The sequence below is a fragment of the Methylomonas sp. MgM2 genome (assembly GCF_054172045.1).
Genome location: NZ_JBSYXO010000010.1, coordinates 74255 through 92882 on the forward strand (window position 1 = coordinate 74255; position 18628 = coordinate 92882).

At 48.3% G+C, this 18628-nt stretch carries 20 protein-coding genes and 1 other RNA gene; 12 read left to right on the forward strand and 9 right to left on the reverse strand.

The features are described 5' to 3' along the window. Positions 1-6: 6 nt before the first annotated feature. The 4 genes from ACW73I_RS09855 (at position 7) to ACW73I_RS09870 (ending at position 3580) form a co-directional block, all read left to right on the forward strand. On the forward strand, positions 7-1014 hold the full coding sequence (locus ACW73I_RS09855; protein ID WP_458029116.1) for a TRAP transporter substrate-binding protein: 1008 nt from the start codon (positions 7-9) through the stop codon (positions 1012-1014). A gap of 5 nt (positions 1015-1019) precedes the next feature. Next, positions 1020-1508, forward strand: a complete 489-nt coding sequence (locus ACW73I_RS09860) for a TRAP transporter small permease (protein WP_458029117.1) — start codon at positions 1020-1022, stop codon at positions 1506-1508. After that, on the forward strand, positions 1505-2782 hold the full coding sequence (locus ACW73I_RS09865) for a TRAP transporter large permease (protein WP_458029119.1): 1278 nt from the start codon (positions 1505-1507) through the stop codon (positions 2780-2782). The genes ACW73I_RS09860 and ACW73I_RS09865 overlap by 4 nt, the downstream gene beginning before the upstream one ends. 393 nt (positions 2783-3175) lie before the next feature. After that, positions 3176-3580: a septal ring lytic transglycosylase RlpA family protein gene (locus ACW73I_RS09870; RefSeq protein WP_458029120.1), complete on the forward strand. Its 405-nt coding sequence runs from the start codon at positions 3176-3178 to the stop codon at positions 3578-3580. A 66-nt stretch (positions 3581-3646) separates the two neighbouring features. Here the strand turns inward: ACW73I_RS09870 and ACW73I_RS09875 are convergent, their stop codons facing one another. After that, entirely contained in the window at positions 3647-4312 is a 666-nt protein-coding gene (locus ACW73I_RS09875; RefSeq protein WP_458029121.1) for a Bax inhibitor-1/YccA family protein, read from the reverse strand. A gap of 122 nt (positions 4313-4434) precedes the next feature. Here ACW73I_RS09875 and ACW73I_RS09880 point away from each other — a divergent pair, with 122 nt between their 5' ends. The 3 genes from ACW73I_RS09880 to ACW73I_RS09890 are packed head-to-tail and all read left to right on the forward strand — an operon-like array spanning position 4435 to position 6078. Then, a complete protein-coding gene (locus ACW73I_RS09880) occupies positions 4435-4836 on the forward strand; it encodes a group II truncated hemoglobin (RefSeq protein WP_458029122.1) in 402 nt (133 codons plus the stop codon). Next, the gene (locus tag ACW73I_RS09885) at positions 4826-5599 is read left to right on the forward strand and encodes a M48 family metallopeptidase (RefSeq protein ID WP_458029123.1); all 774 of its coding nucleotides are present in this window, start codon (positions 4826-4828) and stop codon (positions 5597-5599) included. The genes ACW73I_RS09880 and ACW73I_RS09885 overlap by 11 nt, the downstream gene beginning before the upstream one ends. Further along, positions 5599-6078, forward strand: a complete 480-nt coding sequence (locus ACW73I_RS09890) for a protein disulfide oxidoreductase (RefSeq protein ID WP_458029124.1) — start codon at positions 5599-5601, stop codon at positions 6076-6078. The genes ACW73I_RS09885 and ACW73I_RS09890 overlap by 1 nt, the downstream gene beginning before the upstream one ends. Positions 6079-6154: 76 nt before the next feature. On the opposite strand, the gene ubiH is transcribed toward ACW73I_RS09890, so the two are convergent. From ubiH to ACW73I_RS09905, 3 genes are read right to left on the reverse strand one after another with little or no spacing between them, the layout of a single operon-like run. Beyond that, positions 6155-7363, reverse strand: a complete 1209-nt coding sequence (gene ubiH / locus ACW73I_RS09895) for a 2-octaprenyl-6-methoxyphenyl hydroxylase (protein ID WP_458029125.1) — start codon at positions 7361-7363, stop codon at positions 6155-6157. Continuing rightward, positions 7364-8674: a Xaa-Pro aminopeptidase gene (gene pepP / locus ACW73I_RS09900; protein WP_458029126.1), complete on the reverse strand. Its 1311-nt coding sequence runs from the start codon at positions 8672-8674 to the stop codon at positions 7364-7366. It lies immediately after the preceding gene. 9 nt (positions 8675-8683) lie between these two features. Then, on the reverse strand, positions 8684-9205 hold the full coding sequence (locus ACW73I_RS09905) for a UPF0149 family protein (protein WP_458029127.1): 522 nt from the start codon (positions 9203-9205) through the stop codon (positions 8684-8686). Between the two features lie 107 nt (positions 9206-9312). Between ACW73I_RS09905 and ACW73I_RS09910 the strand changes: the two genes are divergently transcribed. The 3 genes from ACW73I_RS09910 (at position 9313) to ssrS (ending at position 10034) form a co-directional block, all read left to right on the forward strand. After that, on the forward strand, positions 9313-9540 hold the full coding sequence (locus ACW73I_RS09910; protein ID WP_458029190.1) for a TIGR02449 family protein: 228 nt from the start codon (positions 9313-9315) through the stop codon (positions 9538-9540). Next, positions 9537-9830 (forward strand): cell division protein ZapA, encoded by a 294-nt coding sequence (locus ACW73I_RS09915; protein ID WP_458029128.1) that lies wholly within the window; start codon positions 9537-9539, stop codon positions 9828-9830. The genes ACW73I_RS09910 and ACW73I_RS09915 overlap by 4 nt, the downstream gene beginning before the upstream one ends. A 22-nt stretch (positions 9831-9852) precedes the next feature. Then, positions 9853-10034, forward strand: a non-coding RNA gene (ssrS, locus tag ACW73I_RS09920) — 6S RNA. A gap of 341 nt (positions 10035-10375) precedes the next feature. Here ssrS and rpmE read toward each other — a convergent pair. From rpmE to nhaD, 3 genes are all read right to left on the reverse strand, one after another. Then, complete coding sequence (gene rpmE, locus ACW73I_RS09925) at positions 10376-10576, reverse strand: 50S ribosomal protein L31 (protein ID WP_458029129.1); 201 nt, start codon at positions 10574-10576, stop codon at positions 10376-10378. A gap of 95 nt (positions 10577-10671) precedes the next feature. Further along, positions 10672-12039 (reverse strand): AmpG family muropeptide MFS transporter, encoded by a 1368-nt coding sequence (locus ACW73I_RS09930; RefSeq protein ID WP_458029130.1) that lies wholly within the window; start codon positions 12037-12039, stop codon positions 10672-10674. A 36-nt stretch (positions 12040-12075) separates the two neighbouring features. Further along, a complete protein-coding gene (gene nhaD, locus ACW73I_RS09935; protein ID WP_458029191.1) occupies positions 12076-13380 on the reverse strand; it encodes a sodium:proton antiporter NhaD in 1305 nt (434 codons plus the stop codon). 214 nt (positions 13381-13594) lie between these two features. Here nhaD and ACW73I_RS09940 point away from each other — a divergent pair, with 214 nt between their 5' ends. Then, entirely contained in the window at positions 13595-15247 is a 1653-nt protein-coding gene (locus ACW73I_RS09940; protein ID WP_458029132.1) for a nitrite/sulfite reductase, read from the forward strand. Next, positions 15234-15689, forward strand: coding sequence for a DUF934 domain-containing protein (locus ACW73I_RS09945; RefSeq protein WP_458029134.1), 456 nt, complete (start codon positions 15234-15236; stop codon positions 15687-15689). The genes ACW73I_RS09940 and ACW73I_RS09945 overlap by 14 nt, the downstream gene beginning before the upstream one ends. Before the next feature lie 101 nt (positions 15690-15790). On the opposite strand, the gene ACW73I_RS09950 is transcribed toward ACW73I_RS09945, so the two are convergent. Continuing rightward, positions 15791-17146, reverse strand: a complete 1356-nt coding sequence (locus ACW73I_RS09950) for a S41 family peptidase (protein WP_458029135.1) — start codon at positions 17144-17146, stop codon at positions 15791-15793. A gap of 37 nt (positions 17147-17183) precedes the next feature. Further along, positions 17184-18428, reverse strand: coding sequence for a murein hydrolase activator EnvC family protein (locus ACW73I_RS09955; protein ID WP_458029136.1), 1245 nt, complete (start codon positions 18426-18428; stop codon positions 17184-17186). Between the last annotated feature and the right edge of the window lie 200 nt (positions 18429-18628).

An 18628-nucleotide genomic window follows, 5' to 3' on the forward strand; every position in this document is an offset into this window, starting at 1 on the left:
GCAATCATGAAACGAACACTACAAAAATACCTTGCCATCGCCCTGCTATTGCTGACCTCGCCCGGCGCAAGCGCCGTGACCCTAAAAATTGCCGCGCTTTCGCCGGACGGTTCGTTCTGGATGCAAAAAATGCGTTCGGGCGCGGATGAGATCGAAAAACAAACGAAAGGACGCGTCAACTTGAAATTTTATCCCGGCGGCGTCATGGGCGACGATGCCACCGTATTGCGCAAGATTCGTCTGCACCAGCTGCAAGGGGCGGCGGTCACCAGCGGAGCCCTTAACGGCGTTTACTCCGATATTCAGCTCTATAATCTGATATTGCTGTTCCAAAACGAGCGCGAAGTCGATTACGTACGCCAAAAAATGGATGTCGAGCTAATGCAAGGCTTGGAACAACAAGGCATGGTCCCGCTTGGTTTCGCCGAATTCGGCTTCGCTTATTTGATGTCGACTGTACCCATACGTACATTAGCGGACATGCGCATCCAAAAAGCCTGGGCCCCGGACGACAATCAGCTTGCGGTCAGCGCTTTACAAGCGTTCGACATTTCGCCGATTCCATTACCGCTACGCGATGTGCTGATGGGATTACAAACCGGCATGATCAATGTAGTGTTCGGTTCACCAATCGGCGCTCTGGCCTTACAATGGCATAGCAAAATCCGCTATGTCACCGATTTGCCCATGTTGTATCTGTTCGGTGTGCTTTTCATCGACAAATCGGCTTTCGACAAAATCGCCGCACCGGACCAACAAGTTGTTCGCGATGTAATGGCTCGCGTTACCAAAGAAATTGATCTGCGCAGCCGCCAGGACAATCAAGACGCCATTGCTGCATTAAAAAATCAAGGAATTGAATTCGTCAAACCCACTCCCGAAGCGGCCGAGGAATTCAAAAACAAAATAATCGCAACCAATGACCAGTTCGAAAGATCCGCGGGCTTAAGCCCCGAGAAGACCAAAAAATTGCACGAGTATCTTAACGAAATCAGAGCCCAGGCAACCCGCTGAATGAAATGACGTTCCTACACAAACTGCATCAGGCCCTGTTAAAAGCTGAAACACTGTTGCTGCTATCGCTATTGATATCCTTAATCGTCATAGCGGTAATCCAAGTATTGATGCGCAACGTCTTTGAAGGCGGTTTGATTTGGGCGGATGCATACACTCGCATCAGTGTGTTATGGATAGCAATGGTGGGCGCAATGATAGCTAGTCGTCAACGTAACCATATTGCCATCGACATCTTAATGCGCAGAGTTCCAATACGATGGAAGCAAAAAATTCAACGCGTGACGGACGCCGTGACGGGTTTGATCTGTTTTGTTACCGCGTGGTTTAGCTTTGATTTCGTCCTACAGGAATACGATTTCGGCGGTGTTGCATTTGCAGACATTCCCACCTGGTGGTGCGAGACCATCATCCCCATCGCATTCGCAGTGATCGCTATCCGCTACAGCATTGCCGCCTTCTTGAAGCGGGAGTCATCCGGCCTGAACCAATGACGCTTTTTCTAACTATCCTACTCGTATTACTGCTGTTGCTGGGTATGCCGCTATTCGCGGTAATCCTGGCCGCGACCATGCTGGGTTTCTACAGCACCGAAATTGACTTATCGATCATAAGTGCGGAATTGTACCGGATCGCCAATACCCCGCTTCTCGTCGCGCTGCCGCTGTTCACCCTATCCGGTTATCTATTATCGGAGAGCGACACGTCGGAACGCTTACTTCGCCTTACTCGCGCCTGGTTCGGCTGGATGCCGTTCGGCTTAGCAGTCATTTCGCTATTGACTTGCGCCGCCTTTACTGCGTTTACCGGCGCCTCGGGCGTGACCATTATCGCGTTAGGGGCGCTGCTGCTACCGGTCTTGATCAAAGAAGGATACGAATCCCGCTTCAGTCTGGGCTTGGTCACCACATCCGGCAGTCTGGGCTTGCTGTTACCGCCTTCGGTACCGTTGATTTTGTACGGTATCATCGTTCAGCAGCTCGATATCGGCGAAAAATTTACTTTACCGCAATTATTCATTGCCGGCTTACTGCCCAGCCTAATCATGATCGTACTACTGATCATTTGGGCATTGTGGGCCAACCGTAAAGTCAAACTGGATAAAGTGGAATTTACCCGGCATGAAGCTATCGCCTCCGTCAAAGCCATCGCGTGGGAATTGCCGCTGCCTTTCTTCATCATCGGCGGAATTTTCGGCGGTTACTTGGCGATATCCGAAGTTGCCGCGGCAACCGCACTCTACGTATTGATAGTAGAAGTGTTTATCTATCAGGAAATCCGTTTTTCCGATTTAACCAGGATTGTCAGCGAAGCCATGCAAATGCTTGGCGGTATTTTGCTGATACTAGGCGTTTCGATGGCTTTCACCAATTTTTTGATTGACGCCGAGGTGCCCATGCGCCTGTTCGAGTGGGTGAAAGGCCACATCGACAACAAAGTTGAGTTTTTACTGCTGCTGAATCTGTTTTTATTGGTACTAGGCGCAATCCTAGACATTTTTTCCGCTTTGGTAATTGTGGTGCCGCTGATTGTGCCGATCGCTGTCAGTTACGACATACATCCAATACATTTAGGCATTATTTTTCTGGCAAACATGCAGATCGGTTATTTAACCCCACCCGTGGGTATGAATCTGTTTATTGCCAGTTATCGCTTCGAAAAATCCATAACCGAACTTTATCTGTCAACCTTACCCTTCATGTTGATACTCTTGCTTGCCGTCTTCATCATCACCTATGTGCCTTGGCTGAGCACATGGTTTCTGTAGCGAGATACAGCACTCTTCACCCGTTCGTACCGGCGCGGGTCTTTACTAATTTAAACCACGCCCTTTTCCGGTGCTTGCGCCAAAAATGGCTAAAGGTACGCCTAGCCGCTATTTGTCCGCACGTAAGGCTTATTTTGTTAGTTGACCGCAACAGTCTCGGTAATTTGCTTACCTTTGATTACAACAATCGCCGATTTCATTAAAAATTAATGTTCAATCCGGCAATACGCTACAAACAGCGTCAACCCTGAAATCTTAACCGTCTCCCGCCAGATTTTTTGTAGTAAAGCGGCAACACGTTTTGCTCAAAAACCACGAAAAGCTTGCAAATCGATTTTTGCTGGGTTACCCTGAGTTGCCTTTTATCAACTACTTAACGTAAGGAGGTAAGGGATGGAACGCCGAAAGAGCCGATGGCTAATCAAAGCCATACTTTCAATTTCGTTAATGTCCTTTTATTCCGTGAGCCTTGCAAAAGCAGAAAAGCAAGATCCCACACCGGTTCGTAGCGCAGGTACTGCCTCGTACTACAACGACAAATATCATGGTCGCACCACAACGAGTGGTGAAGCTTATGATAAGAACGGCATGACCGCCGCCCATAACACTCTACCGTTGGGCACACGGTTACGCGTAACCAACCTGAAAAACAATCACAGCGTGATTGTTAAAGTTAATGACAGGATGCATAAATCCAATAAGCGCCTAATCGATTTATCGAAGAAAGCGGCTAAGAAACTTGGGTTTATTCGTGCCGGACTGACTAAAGTAAAAATTGAAATTTTACACGATGCTTAAAGTTTGAATTTTTGCCTTACCTAAAAAAGCCCGGTTAAACCGGGCTTTTTTACTTCCCTCTACAACCTAATCATCACCACCAAAAACGCCTAGCAATTGCAATAAGCTGGTAAACAAATTATATAGCGACACATAGAGAGACACCGTCGCCAGGATGTAATTGGTTTCGCCGCCATGGATAATTTCACTGGTTTGGTACAGAATCATGCCGGACATCAGCAAAATAAACATCGCGGAAACAGCCAAAGTTAGCGCCGGCACCGAAAACACGATTGCAGCCAAGCCGGCAAAAAACGCCACCAACACGCCGACCATCAAAAACCCAGCCATGAAACTGAAATCCTTGCGAGTAGTCAGCGCATAAGCCGACAAACCCAAAAAGATCACGCCGGTACCGCCCAAAGCAGTCAAAATGAGCTCGTGGCCGTTACTGAACGCTTGAATATACATGTTCAGAATCGGACCTAAGGTCATTCCCATGAACCCGGTCAAGCCGAACACAAACACGATACCCCAAGCACTGTTACTAAATTTTGTGGTTAAAAACAACAGGCCAAAATAACCGAGCAATGTAATAATCAACCCGGGATGAGGCAGATTCAACGTCATCGCCACGGCAGCCATTGCCGCACTAAACAGCAGTGTCATCGATAGCAATAAATAGGTATTTTTAAGAACCTTGTTCGTTTCTAAAATGCCGGCTTGCGAGCGAGCGGTGGTAGTTAATCGCATAGATACATCCTCCTGGTAATGGACAAACAATAAATAAGACCTTGCGAGCTTGATGGAGTTTCCAAGATCGCATTTCATTGCATTAGTATAAACAACAATTACTGAAAAGAGCGTAAATACCTATGTCAGCACAAACGCCCTATCATTTTATAGGCGGAGAATCGGCCATTCGCAGCTTAGTCGATCGATTTTATTTTTACATGGATATATTACCCGAAGCCCGGGGCATCCGAGCAATGCACCAAGCCGACCTGGACTCCGCAAAAGACAAGTTATTCAAATTTTTGTCCGGCTGGCTCGGCGGCCCCAATTTGTACATCGAGGAATTCGGCCACCCGATGCTCCGTATGCGCCATTTCCCCTTTAAAATCGGCGAATCCGAGCGCGATCAATGGATGTTATGCATGAGGAAGGCCTTGGCCGAAATCCCAATGGACCCGCGTTTACAGGCCAACATTCAAAATGCACTGCAACAGTTGGCAACTCATATGATTAATCAGGAAACAGAAAGCCGTGTTGAATAAACCCAAAGCAACAACACTCCAGACCGGTGAAGTAAGCACCGATTGCGAAACACCTCTACACTATCAATTACGTCGCAGCGAACGCGCCAAGAAAACCCGCATCGTGGTTACCGCCGAAAAAATTGAGGTCGTTGCTCCGCTAAAAGTCTCCGAGCATCATATCAAAGCATTCGTCAGTGCAAAGCAAACTTGGATTAGAGCGGCCGTCAAACGCATCAATCAGCGCGCCCGCCAAAGCGAGTCGTTGGCTCCCGTCCGATATGTAGATGGCGCGAAGGTACCCTATCAAGGCAAACAAATTCCGCTTTCAATTAAACCGGCTTCCGGAAAAACCGTGCGGCTACACTTAAAGCCCGACCCGCAGTTTGTAATCTATTTACCGGAATCACATCAGGACGACAGTTCTAAGCTCATCCGCCGCGTATTAGAAAACTGGATGAGGCAACAGATTCGGCAACAGGCCACACAACTAATCGCACAACACAGCGTGAAATATCAATTGGTACCGCGCCAGCTAAGGATTAAGACCCAGAAAACCCGTTGGGGCAGCTGCGGACCAAAAAACGACATCAACCTGAACTGGTTGCTGATGCTGGCGCCGCCCGATATTTTGGAATACGTCGTTGTACATGAACTATGCCACATCAAGCACAAAAACCACTCCAAGCACTTTTGGCAATTGGTAGCCGAACATATACCGGATTATCTTCAGCATAGACAATGGTTAAAGCAACACGGCTCCAGTTTAATGCGAGGCTTGTAATGCAAAGAAAGCTGGCGCTTTATATCTTTGCGCTTCTGTTTATTGTTGCTGTTCAATTCATGGCAAGCGGCAGCATGATAACGGGACAAACACCTCGAATTGAACAAACCACCCTCGACGGCCAACAATCCATGACGATTCTCGGCCAAGGCCCGGCCTTGCTATATTTTTGGGCCGAATGGTGCGGCGTATGCCGCGGCATGCAAAACAATATCAGTGAGGTTCTAAAAGACTATCCGGGCTTGACCGTTGCGGAGCGATCGGGCGATGCCGAACGGATTGCAAGCTATCTATCGAAAAACAAGCTGAATTGGCCGGTGATCAGTGACCACAATGGCAACATAGGTCAAGTCTATGGCGTTCAATCGGTACCGGCTTTGTTTTTTATTAACAGCAGGGGCAACATAGCCTTTACCAGTGTCGGCTATACCAGCGAATGGGGATTACGCTTTAGGCTATGGCTAACAAAATTTCTTTAAGACAGGAAATTGATAAACAAACGCAAGCGTATAAATGCCGGCCAAAAAGCACGTGCAGGGAAACCGAATAAAAACATTATTGTTTATTGAGCGTAGGCAACGCATTCGCTAAACCCATGGCATGCCTAGCTAAGATATGCTTGGCGAACGGCAAATGATCCAACACTGCCAAACCGGTATTCCGCAGAGCCGCCACCGGTAACCAATCATTAGAAAAAATACGCACAACTTTGTCGGTAAAATTTATCGTCATATTGTGATCACGAGAGCGTTGTCTCGCATAATCGTTTAACAGGCTGCTTGCCCCAGGATCGCCTTGTCGATTGGTCTGTTGGATCAACAGTTCAGCCAATTTCGCCACGTCGCGAATTCCGAGATTAAAGCCTTGTCCGGCGACGGGATGCAATTGATGCACTGCATTACCGATAATGACCACTCGGCCGGAAACCATGCTTTCGGCACGAATCAAGCTTAGCGGAAACGCTCGCCTCGGCGCTACCAATTTCAGCGCGCCGAGACGGTGCCCGAAACACGCTTGTAATTCCGTCAAAAATTCGGTGTCACCACTTGCCATCAAGGCTTGGGCTTGCTCTCGGCTGCGAGTCCAAACCACGGACGATCTTTTGCCTGAAACCGGCAAGAAAGCCAGCGGCCCTTGCTCGGTAAAACGCTCGAAAGCGGTATTGCGATGCGGCAAGGTAGACTGTACCGAAGTCACTAGCGCAGTCTGGCCGTACTCGACCACCTGCTGCGGGATATCCAACAGCTTACGGACCGTCGACTGACCGCCGTCCGCTCCTACCAATAAGCGCGCCGAAAAATTCCGCGACTGAGAGTCCTGTTTCAAACAAACGTTGACCTCGTCGTGTCCGGACACCAGACCGGCGACTCGTGTCTGATATAAACGCTTCACGTCGGTTTGATCGACCAAGTGGGCGAGATGTTCTTCGATGTCGCGGGCCGCAATCACATAACCCAAAGCATCGATATTTTGTTCTGCTGCAGACAAGCGGGTTTTACCGAAATGTCCTCGATCGGAAATATGAATATGTTTAATTGCCGTAGCCTTTTCGGCTACGCCCTCCCACGCACCGAGGGACTCCAATAATTGAATCGTTCCGGCGGCCAAGGCCAGGGCCCGGTCGCCGGCCGGCGAATTGCGCAGTTGCTCGCGACTCGCGGCTTCGACAATCACAATCTTCAAGCCGGAGTCCTTTAGCGCCAGCGCCAGGCAATTGCCCGCCAAACCGGCTCCAACGATCATTAAGTCATATTGGTTATGCATTTAATCACCCTGCATCAATGCTTCGATATCCGCAATAGCCTTCGGCACACCATGAGTTAAAATCTCGTGGCCGTCTTTGGTTACCAGGACGTCGTCTTCGATGCGAATACCGATACCTCGCCATTGTTTGTCGACCGCATCGCAATCGGCGGATACATAAAGGCCCGGCTCAATGGTCAGCACCATTCCCGGCTCTAGCGGCCGCCATTCGTCTTTGATTTTGTAGTCCCCGACATCGTGCACGTCCATCCCCAGCCAGTGACCTATTCTGTGCATATAGAACTGTTTGTATTTTTCATCCTTGATCAACTTCTTGACCCGCCCTTTCAGCAAGCCCAGTTCCACCAAGCCTTTGGTAAGCACCTCAACCGATGCATCGTGCGCTTTGTTCCATGCCACGCCGGGGCGAATCTGTTCCAACGCCGCTTCCTGAGCATCTAGCACCAGTTGATACAAACATTTTTGCGGCTCGCTAAATTTACCCGATACCGGAAATGTACGGGTAATGTCGGCGGCGTAATGATCGCATTCGACGCCGGCATCAATCAGTAACAAATCGCCTTTGTTTAACTTGTCCTTATTCTCCGTATAATGCAGCACGCAGGCATTATTCCCCCCGGCTACGATGGATTGATAAGCCACATACCGTAAACCTTCCTGCACAAATTGATGCACCAGTTCGCCTTCGATCTGGTATTCATACATACCGGGCCGACACGCCTTCATCGCGCGCACGTGAGCACGAGCCGACACCTCTGCAGCCCTGCGCATCAATTTGATCTCCTCAGGCGTTTTGAATAAGCGCATCTCGTGCAGCACATGTTCCAAAGAAACCAACTCACCCGGAGCCATGATGCCGCTGCGCGATTGCCGCCGAATGTGATTGATCCACTCCAGTAATTTATGGTCCAGCTCGCTATCCTTGCCCATTGGGTAAAACACCTTGGCCTTGTTTTCCAACATGCCCGGCAAGATTTCGTCTAGATCGTCAATGGGAAAGGAATCATCGGCTTGATAATGTCTGGTTGCTCCGTCCAAACCGGCGTGAGCGCCTTCCCATAGGGCTTTTGCCTCGTCGAACTCTCGGCAAAACAATATATACTCTCCTTGTTCGCGCCCCGGGATAAACACCGCCAACGAATCCGACTCGTTAAATCCGGTCAAATAGTAGAAATCGCTATCCTGCCTGTAGGGGTAATGCACGTCGCGGTTTCGAACTTGCAACGGAGCGCTGGCGATAATTGCGATATTGCCTTTACCGATTCTTTTCATCAGCGCCGCACGTCTTTTTTTGAATTCCGATTGTTTCATTGTCTCTCCTTAATGCGATTGCGCGTTTTGTTGTTCAATAAGAAGATCCCGAACAGTCAACACGGCTACACGCACGTACTCATGGATCTCGGCTAGAGCGGCTTCATTCGCTTCACCTTCAACATTGCTATCGATTTTAGTCAGCTCTACCATATCGCGCATCACTTCCGCCACATCGCCGGGCCATTCGGCAGCAGGCGCATAGCCCACGCCGAACAAAAACCCCTGACACCATGAACGCAATGCCTCCGCTCTATCGCTAAGCAATTCATCTTCATCCGGCAAAAACAGATCAAAAGCGAATTCTTCGGATTCAGGGTCGAGTAATTCCCTCGTGCGTTCGAACAAATTCAACAACGACGCCTTTTCGTCATCCTGCAGCGCGTGCTCCTCCGCGAACAGTTCCCGTAACCAATTGGCTGCATCTGCCTTAAGTTCGACACTTAACATCCCCGTTGCGATACCGTGAGCCTCTGCGACTCCCGCATCGGCATCCCGATTCACCAGAATTGCGTTGATTGCCTGATACATTATTTTCCCAACTATTTCACTGTGTTTAAGCTGTTTAAAACCGGCGCTTATGCTAACATTGTTCGCTATTTCGGATGATTTTAATGTATATCTCCCAACACTCTGCCATGCCTGAATCAGAAAAAGACCCGTCAACCGAATTAGCCGCTTTGGAAGCGAAACTAGATACTTTGATTTCGCAATACAATCAAATGAAAAACGAAAACAAGTCGTTGAAAATCAAGCAAGACGCTCTCGTCAAGGAAAAAGCCAAATTACTGGAAAAAACCACACTGGCTAAAGCTCGCGTCGAAGCGATGATTGCCCGTCTCAAAGCCATGGAACACGATTCATGAGCAAGCCTATTCAACCGGTATCGCTCAACATTTTAGACAAGGAGTACAAAATCGCTTGCGCGGTGGAGGAACGAGAAGGACTGATTCGCACGGCACAAGAACTCGATAAACAAATGCGCAAAATCCGCGACACCGGAAAAGTGATAAGTACTGAACGTATCGCCGTACTGGCCGCACTGAATCTGGCTTACGACGGAAGTCAAACTAAAAACAATGCTGCCGGACCGGAGTTTTGCCAGCGATTAAGCGATTTAAGGACCAAGATAGAAAACATTTTAGAAAAAACTTAATTTAAGTTTATAATACCAGCCCTATCTCCTGCGGCGTTCGAGCAGTGCTGGGTGTTTCCTGAACCTGTTATTACCCCGGAAACGTATTACCTTTCATGGTGTGCATGCCTGTTATCCATCAGGAAGCCTGATTGACTGGGCACAGTTTCCACTTGAACCTCCGGTTCAAGGACGAAAGCATCAGACGGCGCAGGCGGGAGATCCATCTGATCGTTTTCCGCAACAATGCCAACACCCTAAGACCAATCAGCAACAGGCACGCAGAGGTATCCGGCAGCAAAATTTTCTGTCATGTGTTAGCTGGAATACGAAACCTTATTGAAGCCCGACTGCGCCGACAAAATTCCGCGCTCCGCAATCCCGATCCTAACGCGCCATCAAATGGATCATTGCCGAGCAGAACGCGATCCCGCCTAAGAACATCAAAACAAATTACCGAAGTAGATCTTATTATTTCGAGCATTCCGGCCATGCTTTTGATAGCAAATGCCATACCCTATAGCCGCCGTCGGGAATGGCGGCTATAGGAGAGCCGGAACAAAGGCTTATTTGCCGAATCTTTTACGGAACTTATCAACTCGGCCTGAGGTGTCAACCACTCGTTGCTTACCCGTATAAAAAGGATGGCATGAAGAACAAACCTCTATGTGCAAATCCTGCCCTAACACGGAACCTGTTTGAAAGGTATTTCCACAACCGCAAGTAACAGTAATCTGTTTATATTCTGGATGAATTTCTGGTTTCATATCGCTCACATACCCGTTTGGGCCACATCATAATTGTAGAGAACTGCGTATGATACGGTGAAGCTGGTGAATCTGCAATAAAAAACTGATATACATCAAGTCGCTATATTGCTTTTCGACTCGCGCCGCCGACTTTCAAACTGAATTCTCATTAATAGAGCAACCAAAACTATTGCCGGCACACCGATTAGAGAAGCGTATACAAAAAAAACGCCGTATCCATATCCGGAAACAATTTCGCCGGATAAACCACCGACAAGCTTGGCCGGCAACGTCATTAACGAACTAAACAAGGCATACTGGGTCGCAGTGTACGCGCTATTGGTTAAACTGGATAAATAAGCGATAAATACCGCAGCTGCTATACCACCGCACAGATTATCCGCGCTTACCACTGCGGCCAACAAATATATATTGGGTTCGACGACAGCTAAAAAAGCGAACAGCAAATTTGTCAGGGCCACTACGATCGCTCCCAGCAATAAAGGACGCATAATCCCAAACTTTACGACAAACACCCCGCCCAAAGAAGTGCCCAATATGGTCATAAAGAAACCAAAGACTTTAGTAACATCGGCGATTTCCTTTTTACTAAATCCCAAATCCAGATAAAAAGGATTCGCCATGACCCCCATCGCGATGTCGCTCATTTTATAGAGTGCGATTAACGCCAATACCAATATGCCACTACGCCCATTACGCTGAAAAAATTCGATAAATGGACTGACTACCGCATCCAAAAACCATGTTAATAAACCGGCGAATAATCCGTCATCAGACGCGGCATCTAGAGACATCTCCAATTTTTTCTCAATCCGCCTTGCAACCGGGTCAACACCGTGTTTGGGCTCGCGAACGGTTAGCGTCGAGATTATCCCTACCAGCATCGATATAGCCATCGCCTGATAAGCGATTTGCCAGTTCATATATTCGGCGATATAAAACGCTCCAGCCCCTGCCACCAGTAAAGACACGCGATAACCAAAAACATATGTCGCCGCCATCGCGCCTTGGAATTTCACCGCAACCGCCTCGATTCGATATGCATCGATAACGATATCCTGAGTTGCCGAACAAAACGCGATCCAAACGGCCAATAAGGCGATTTGCTGCAATCCGGTCGTCACGGATATTTGACTCATTACCCAGAGGCCGAAGGCGATACCCAATTGAGAAAGCAACATCCATGATCGCCGCTTACCAAGCAATCTGGTTAACAATGGCAAAGGCAAACGGTCGACAACCGGAGCCCAAAACACCTTGATAGAATAGGCAACGCCGACCAAGCTGAAATATCCAATGACCGACAAACTGACCTGCTCGTCCGCCAGCCAAGCGGACAAAGTCGAAGAAACCAAAATAAAAGGAAGACCGGCCGAAAAGCCTAAAAAAATCATACCCAACACTTCCGGCCGGGTATAAACGGAGAAAGCGCGGCGCCAACTATTGCGAGTCAATGCCAAACACCTTCTCCTCAGATAGAAAGCAACTGATGAAAATTAATGATTAATCAGGTAATGAGTAAAAATACTGGCGACATAACCCGCCGCGATCACAGGTGTCCATTTCAAGTGACTGAAAAAAGTATATTTATGGTTCGATTGCCCCATCAAAGCAACACCGGCAGCCGAGCCGATAGACAACATCGAACCGCCGACACCTGCAGTTAAGGTCACCAGCAGCCACTGATAAAGATCCATGTCCACCCCCATATTCAGTACAGCAAACATAACAGGAATATTGTCGACAATCGCAGAAATGATGCCCACTAGGATATTGGCGGTGGTAGCACCCAGGCCATCGTACATACCTGCGGAGAGCAATTCCAAATAACCGATATACCCCAAACCGCCTACAGCAAACACCACGCCGAAAAAGAACAGTAAAGTATCCCATTCGGCATCTCTGACCTTATTGAATATGTCGAAACCGCTGCCTTGCAAGCTGTAACGCACATGCAGGCTATAACCGTACAGCATCAATACCGATAAACCCAGCATCATTCCCATAAATGGCGGTAGATGCAAAAATTGCTTGAAACTGACCGCAGAGACAATAGTCAACCCGAATAAACCGCAAATAACCAGTGCGCCCGGTTTCATTTCGACAGCCGCTTCATCGGTTGCCTTAGGTTGCTCGTCCGGAATGGCCTGCCACATGAAAAATGCGGGTACGACATAGTTCACAACGGACGGAATGAACAGGCTAAAGAAATCAAAGAACTCCGCATATCCCGCTTGCCATACCATCAAGGTTGTAATATCGCCGAATGGACAAAATGCGCCGCCAGCATTTGCGGCGATTACCAAATTAACGAAACCGACCGAAACGAATTTTTCGTTATCGGCGCCGACGGCTAGCACCACAGCCCCCACCAATAGCGCAGACGTTAGGTTGTCCGCAACAGCCGACAGAAAGAAGGTAATAATACCGGTGATCCAAAACAATTGTTTATAGCCAAACTGCTTCCTAATCATCCAGGAGCGCAAGGATTCAAACACATTACGCTCCGCCATGGCATTGATATACGTCATAGCCACCAACAAGAACAACATCAACTCCGCATATTCTTTCAAGTCATGCTCGAAAGCCTTGTGGAGTTCTTCTCCCGGAACACCGGCTTCCTGAGCCAGGATTGCCACGTGCGCCCAAATAACCGCAGCCGCAAAAATCACCGGCTTGGATTTACGCAGATGCGTAAACTCCTCTGTCATCACGAAACCATAGGCAACCAAGAAAATCAAAACGGTGTAAATTCCCCGCTCTGTCCCGGTCAACCCCAGGTTTTTAAACTCTTCGGCCATCGCCAGTTCCGGCAAAAACAGCAAACCGGCCAAAATCAACAGTATGCGCAACAAGATAACCCCCTTTTTATTCAAAAGTCTTATTTGTTATATATCATGGTTAAAAATCAGCGCAGCATGTTATCACCATACAATAATCTTTGTCATTTAATGCCTGCCAGTATATTATTCAGGGCTACGTAAAAATTCTCCGCGAAGCAAAAAACCTTAATAAATGTACCAATATAACGAGCAAGATCAAAGACTTATTGAAGAGCGCGTTACCCAGTTCCGAGGTCAAACAAAGCGCTTCCTTAATGGCGAGCTCGGCGAAGACGAGTTCCGCGCGCTAAGGCTGATGAACGGCCTCTACGTTCAGATTCACGCCCCCATGCTTCGAGTGGCCATTCCGTACGGGCTACTCGCATCCAAACAACTGCGAATGTTAGCCAAAGTTGCGAGGGACTATGATAGAGGCTATTGCCACTTCACCACTCGGCAAAACGTACAGTTCAACTGGCCGGCATTGGAAAGGGTACCGGACCTTTTAGCGGACCTGTCCACCGTGCAAATGCATGCGATTCAAACCAGCGGTAACTGCTTACGGAATACGACATCAGACCATTTGGCCGGAATCTGCACGGATGAAATCGAAGACCCACGCCCATATTGCGAAATCATTCGCCAATGGACCACGCTACATCCGGAATTCGCCTATTTGCCGCGCAAATTCAAAATCGCCGTCAGCGGCTCGGAGCGGGACCGCGCTGCGGTGCAACTACACGATATCGGCGTTTATCTGGTGCGTAACGGCGCCGGCGAAGTCGGCTTTAGAGTACTGGCCGGCGGCGGCCTCGGCAGAACTCCCATCATCGGCCAAACCGTTAAACCGTTTCTGGAGAAAAAGGATCTACTGTCCTATTTGGAAGCGATATTGCGCGTATATAACCTGCTAGGCAGGCGCGACAATAAATACAAAGCCCGCATAAAAATCTTGGTAAAAGAAACCGGACTGGAAAAATTTATCGGCTTGGTCGAAGATGAGTGGTTGCGCATTCGTGACGGCATGCTGCTGACCGACGAACGCATAGCGGAAATGAAAACTCATTTCTCTCCCCCTGCGTACGATCATTCTGCGAGCAACGACACCAGCTTCCCGGACCATCTAGCCACCGATAACGCGTTTGCGACATGGGCGAAATATAACAGCGTAGAGCATCGCGTACCGGGTTATAAAGCCGTTTTCGTATCGCTCAAAGCCCCCGACTCACCACCCGGCGACATCACCGCCGATCAGTTGGATGTATTGGCCCAACTGGCCGACACGTACAGCTTCGGCGAAATCCGCAGTACCCATCGCCAAAATTTAGTATTGGCCGACGTCAAACAATCGGATCTTTATGCGCTTTGGCAACAACTCGATGCATTGAAGCTGGCCACACCGAATATCGGCACCGTCACGGACATAATATGCTGCCCGGGCCTGGACTTCTGCAACCTGGCCAACGCAGGCTCGATTGGCATCGCCAAGGAAATCAATGCGGCACTCGACGACCTGGACTACATTCATGACATCGGCGAACTAAAAATCAACATGTCAGGCTGCATGAACGGCTGTGCGCACCAAAGCGTAGGGCATATCGGGATCCTGGGTGTGGATAAAAAAGGCGAAGAATGGTATCAAATTACCCTAGGCGGTTCATCGGACAATGAAGCGGCGATCGGCGAGCGCTTAGGCCCATCCGTAGCCAAAAACGAAATCACGAAAGCGATCACGAACATTCTCGAAGTTTACGTTCAACAAAGACTGGAAGAGGAGCCATTTCTACAAACCGTCAAACGCGTAGGCCTTGAACCTTTTAGAGAAAAAGTTTATGCCAATCATTAAAGATCAGCGAATAACAGAAAACACCTGGACCTTTATCGCCGATGACAGCCCATTAGCGAACGGCGACATCACCGTTACGCTCGACCGGTGGACTCGAGACAAGGAACAGCTTTTGAAACATGAAAGCCAAGTAGGCGTCAGACTGATGCCGGGCGACAATATCGATATACTAAACAAAGAAGACTTTAACGCGATCAAGCTTATCGAATTGGACTTCCCGGTTTTCGCCGACGGACGACTGTTTTCGCTGGCTTCTTTAATAAGAAGCAAACATGGTTATCATGGCGAAATACGTGCGGTCGGGAATTACATGACCGACCAAGTATTTTATTTGCATCGGGTCGGGGTAGACGCTTTTGAGCTTTCGGAAACCAAAGATATAGAGCGTGTATTGTCGGCTCTAAACGATTTTTCAGTTTGCTACCAACCCTCGATCAACTAATAACAAAATCCTACGCCGGGTAGCGCTCACCTAATAAAAGCACAGGAAATGAAAAAACCGGTGGCCGGTATACCGGCCACCGGTTTTTTACGTCCAATATCTTAGTTCCGGCTTCCCAAAATGCTGACGCCTTTCAGCAAATTAAGCGCTTCGTGTAAAGGGTAATCCTTAATGTCGTCTTCAAGCCCGGACGCTTCTTTATCTTTATCCGACGCCTCTTTATCTTCGCTGTTTCCGTTGTCTGACTCACCGTCAGTCGTATTGCCGTTCGTTAAATGTCCCGACAAATCGGCTTCTTTGATAGACTCGATCTTCGCCAACGCCTCCAATTTAACCCGCGCCAATGTGACGTCCGGCTCAATACCTTCTGCTTGAATAGACCTGCCCGACGGCGTGTAATAACGCGCCGTAGTCAATTTAACCGCACCGCCATTGCTGGTTGGCAAAATCGTTTGCACTGAGCCTTTACCAAACGACTTTTCACCCATAATGATGGCACGTTTGTGATCCTGCAACGCACCGGCCACAATTTCCGAGGCCGAGGCCGACCCACCATTGATCAAAACAACAATTGGCGCCCCATCGATTAAATCATCGGGCGTAGCGTTAAACCGCATTTCGGAATTCTTAATTCGGCCTTCCGTATACACTATCAAACCGGACTGAATAAATGCATCACTGACATCGACCGCCGCATTAAGAACCCCTCCGGGATTGTTACGTAAATCCAGTACTATGCCTTTTAGCGGAGCGTCGTTTTCTTTTTTCAAGTCTGCAATAGCGTCGACCAGGCCCTCTCCGGTTCCGGACTGAAAGCTGCTAATCCTGACATAACCGTAATTTTTTTCCAGCAGACGGCTTTTTACGCTCTTGACTTTAATGATATCGCGAGTAATTTCAAATTTTAAAGGCGCATCGGCGCCTTCGCGAATAACAGTCAAGACGATTTGCGTCCCGGGCTCGCCCCGCATGATTTTTACCGCGTCGGCCAGGGACATCCCTTTCACAGGCTGATCGTCGAGTTTCACGATCAAATCACCGGCCTTAATCCCTGCCTTATAAGCCGGCGTGTCATCGATAGGGGAAACGACTTTAACGAAGCCATTTTCCATGCCTACTTCAATACCTAAGCCACCGAACTGGCCGGTGGTGCCTTCCTGCAACTCTTTATATTCTTCGTTTGCCAAATAGGCGGAATGCGGATCCAATCCCGACAGCATGCCTCGGATTGCATCTTCCAACAACTTTTTATCCGAAACCGGCTCGACATAGTCCTGCTTGATGCGACCAAAAATTTCGGTAAATGTCCGCAACTCATCGAACGGAAGCGTTTGAGCGTCTTCAGAAGAAGAGGAAACCATGGAGTCTTTTTCCGCCAAGACGCTAGTGCATAAGCTCACCATCGCGCCTAAGCTAAAACCCAGAATTAAGATCAAAATATTTGTATTTTTCCGCATATGTATTAAAACTCCAAAAACCCGTTTCCTATTCAATTTAACTCTTACCCAACTTACGACACCATTTCTCCGGGTCGACCGCCCTGCCTTTTACACGTATACCAAAATAAAGCGCCGCTTGCGACCGGCCACCACTACGCCCAACCGAAGCCAATATTTCACCCGCTCTAACATATTCGCCGACCCTTTTATGCAAACTTTGATTGAAGGCGTATAAACTCATGTAGCCCTTACCATGATCGACTATCGTCATTAATCCGTAACCACGTAACCAATCGGCGAAAACCACACGACCATCCGCCACTACACGAATATCGGCACCCTCTTTTGCACCGATTACCGCTCCATCCCATCGCGTCTCAAACCGTCGATTACCGAAGTGCTCGATGACAGCACCCGCTACCGGCCAAGGCAGATGCCCTTGAAGTTCGGCAAAAACCTTTCCCGTTCGAACTTCCTGTTTACGCTCTTTGAGTTCCTTTCGATGCTCTTGTGGAGCGATTGGATTCGAAAAAGCCGGTTTTGTTTCTATAACCTGTTCCGGTTGCACGGGTCGCCGGGACTTTTCGCCCTCTCGCTGCAAAGAAACCACCAAAGCCTCTAATTTTTTCTCGTCCTCGATTAATCCGGCTAATTGAATCTTTTTTGACGCATATTCTTTATCAAGCTTCGCCAACAAATTTTCACGCTGAACTTTAAGCTCCTTCAAAGCCTGTAATTCTTGCTGCTTTTTTTCCAAAGAAACCTGAAGCAATTGAGTCTCGGTATCCTTTTGCGACTCAAGACGCTTCAAGGTTTGCACGCTGTCTTCTATTGACTGCAATTTCCGAACTCTTGCCTGACCGATATAGTTGTAATAAACCAACATCCGCCCGGATAAGCCAGGATCGTGCTGGTTAAGCAACACATCCAGTCCCCGCTTATCGCCCATCACATAAGCCGTCCTGACTAAGCTCTCCAAATTGCGCTGCTCCGCCTGAAGGCTCATTCGGGTAGCGTCGATTTTGCTCCTGACCTGTTGCAACATTTGTTCTTGCTGAGCGATTTCGGCCTTTACTTTATTCAAGGCGTTGATCTGATCGCCATATTGTTTCTCTAATTTGCGTAGCGAGTCCACCTGCTCAGACTTTTCCGCGGCCAGTTGTTTAACATCATTACCTATCCGCTTAATTTTTGCGTGCATTTTGCTCAATTCACGCAAGCCTTTATTTGCATCGGCTTCGGCCCATACGTCAGAACCGAACCCGATAGCGGCAAAAATCACACAAATACCGAATTTCATTATTGGCCATCCGGCGAAATATCTGTCATTTCTGTCGACTACAATAGCGTCCATCGACAAGGCACCGGCCGGAGTATGTAAATGATTGCCACGTTTTCAACCTAAACCAAGCTTATCAAATATCTTTTAAAATCAAAGAATTCTGCGAACTAGTCATTACTCTTATAAAATCCGCCGACATTACAATTCCGTTACCCGCC

What these genes read in the sequence shown, in the direction of transcription:
- ACW73I_RS09855 (WP_458029116.1), top strand. Translation starts at nt 7, where the DNA reads ATGAAACGAACACTACAAAAATACCTTGCCATCGCCCTGCTATTGCTG.
- ACW73I_RS09860 (WP_458029117.1), top strand. Translation starts at nt 1,020, where the DNA reads ATGACGTTCCTACACAAACTGCATCAGGCCCTGTTAAAAGCTGAAACA.
- ACW73I_RS09865 (WP_458029119.1), top strand. Translation starts at nt 1,505, where the DNA reads ATGACGCTTTTTCTAACTATCCTACTCGTATTACTGCTGTTGCTGGGT.
- ACW73I_RS09870 (WP_458029120.1), top strand. Translation starts at nt 3,176, where the DNA reads ATGGAACGCCGAAAGAGCCGATGGCTAATCAAAGCCATACTTTCAATT.
- ACW73I_RS09875 (WP_458029121.1), bottom strand. Translation starts at nt 4,312, where the DNA reads ATGCGATTAACTACCACCGCTCGCTCGCAAGCCGGCATTTTAGAAACG.
- ACW73I_RS09880 (WP_458029122.1), top strand. Translation starts at nt 4,435, where the DNA reads ATGTCAGCACAAACGCCCTATCATTTTATAGGCGGAGAATCGGCCATT.
- ACW73I_RS09890 (WP_458029124.1), top strand. Translation starts at nt 5,599, where the DNA reads ATGCAAAGAAAGCTGGCGCTTTATATCTTTGCGCTTCTGTTTATTGTT.
- ubiH (WP_458029125.1), bottom strand. Translation starts at nt 7,363, where the DNA reads ATGCATAACCAATATGACTTAATGATCGTTGGAGCCGGTTTGGCGGGC.
- pepP (WP_458029126.1), bottom strand. Translation starts at nt 8,674, where the DNA reads ATGAAACAATCGGAATTCAAAAAAAGACGTGCGGCGCTGATGAAAAGA.
- ACW73I_RS09905 (WP_458029127.1), bottom strand. Translation starts at nt 9,205, where the DNA reads ATGTATCAGGCAATCAACGCAATTCTGGTGAATCGGGATGCCGATGCG.
- ACW73I_RS09910 (WP_458029190.1), top strand. Translation starts at nt 9,313, where the DNA reads ATGCCTGAATCAGAAAAAGACCCGTCAACCGAATTAGCCGCTTTGGAA.
- ACW73I_RS09915 (WP_458029128.1), top strand. Translation starts at nt 9,537, where the DNA reads ATGAGCAAGCCTATTCAACCGGTATCGCTCAACATTTTAGACAAGGAG.
- rpmE (WP_458029129.1), bottom strand. Translation starts at nt 10,576, where the DNA reads ATGAAACCAGAAATTCATCCAGAATATAAACAGATTACTGTTACTTGC.
- nhaD (WP_458029191.1), bottom strand. Translation starts at nt 13,380, where the DNA reads ATGGCCGAAGAGTTTAAAAACCTGGGGTTGACCGGGACAGAGCGGGGA.
- ACW73I_RS09940 (WP_458029132.1), top strand. Translation starts at nt 13,595, where the DNA reads ATGTACCAATATAACGAGCAAGATCAAAGACTTATTGAAGAGCGCGTT.
- ACW73I_RS09945 (WP_458029134.1), top strand. Translation starts at nt 15,234, where the DNA reads ATGCCAATCATTAAAGATCAGCGAATAACAGAAAACACCTGGACCTTT.
- ACW73I_RS09950 (WP_458029135.1), bottom strand. Translation starts at nt 17,146, where the DNA reads ATGCGGAAAAATACAAATATTTTGATCTTAATTCTGGGTTTTAGCTTA.
- ACW73I_RS09955 (WP_458029136.1), bottom strand. Translation starts at nt 18,428, where the DNA reads ATGAAATTCGGTATTTGTGTGATTTTTGCCGCTATCGGGTTCGGTTCT.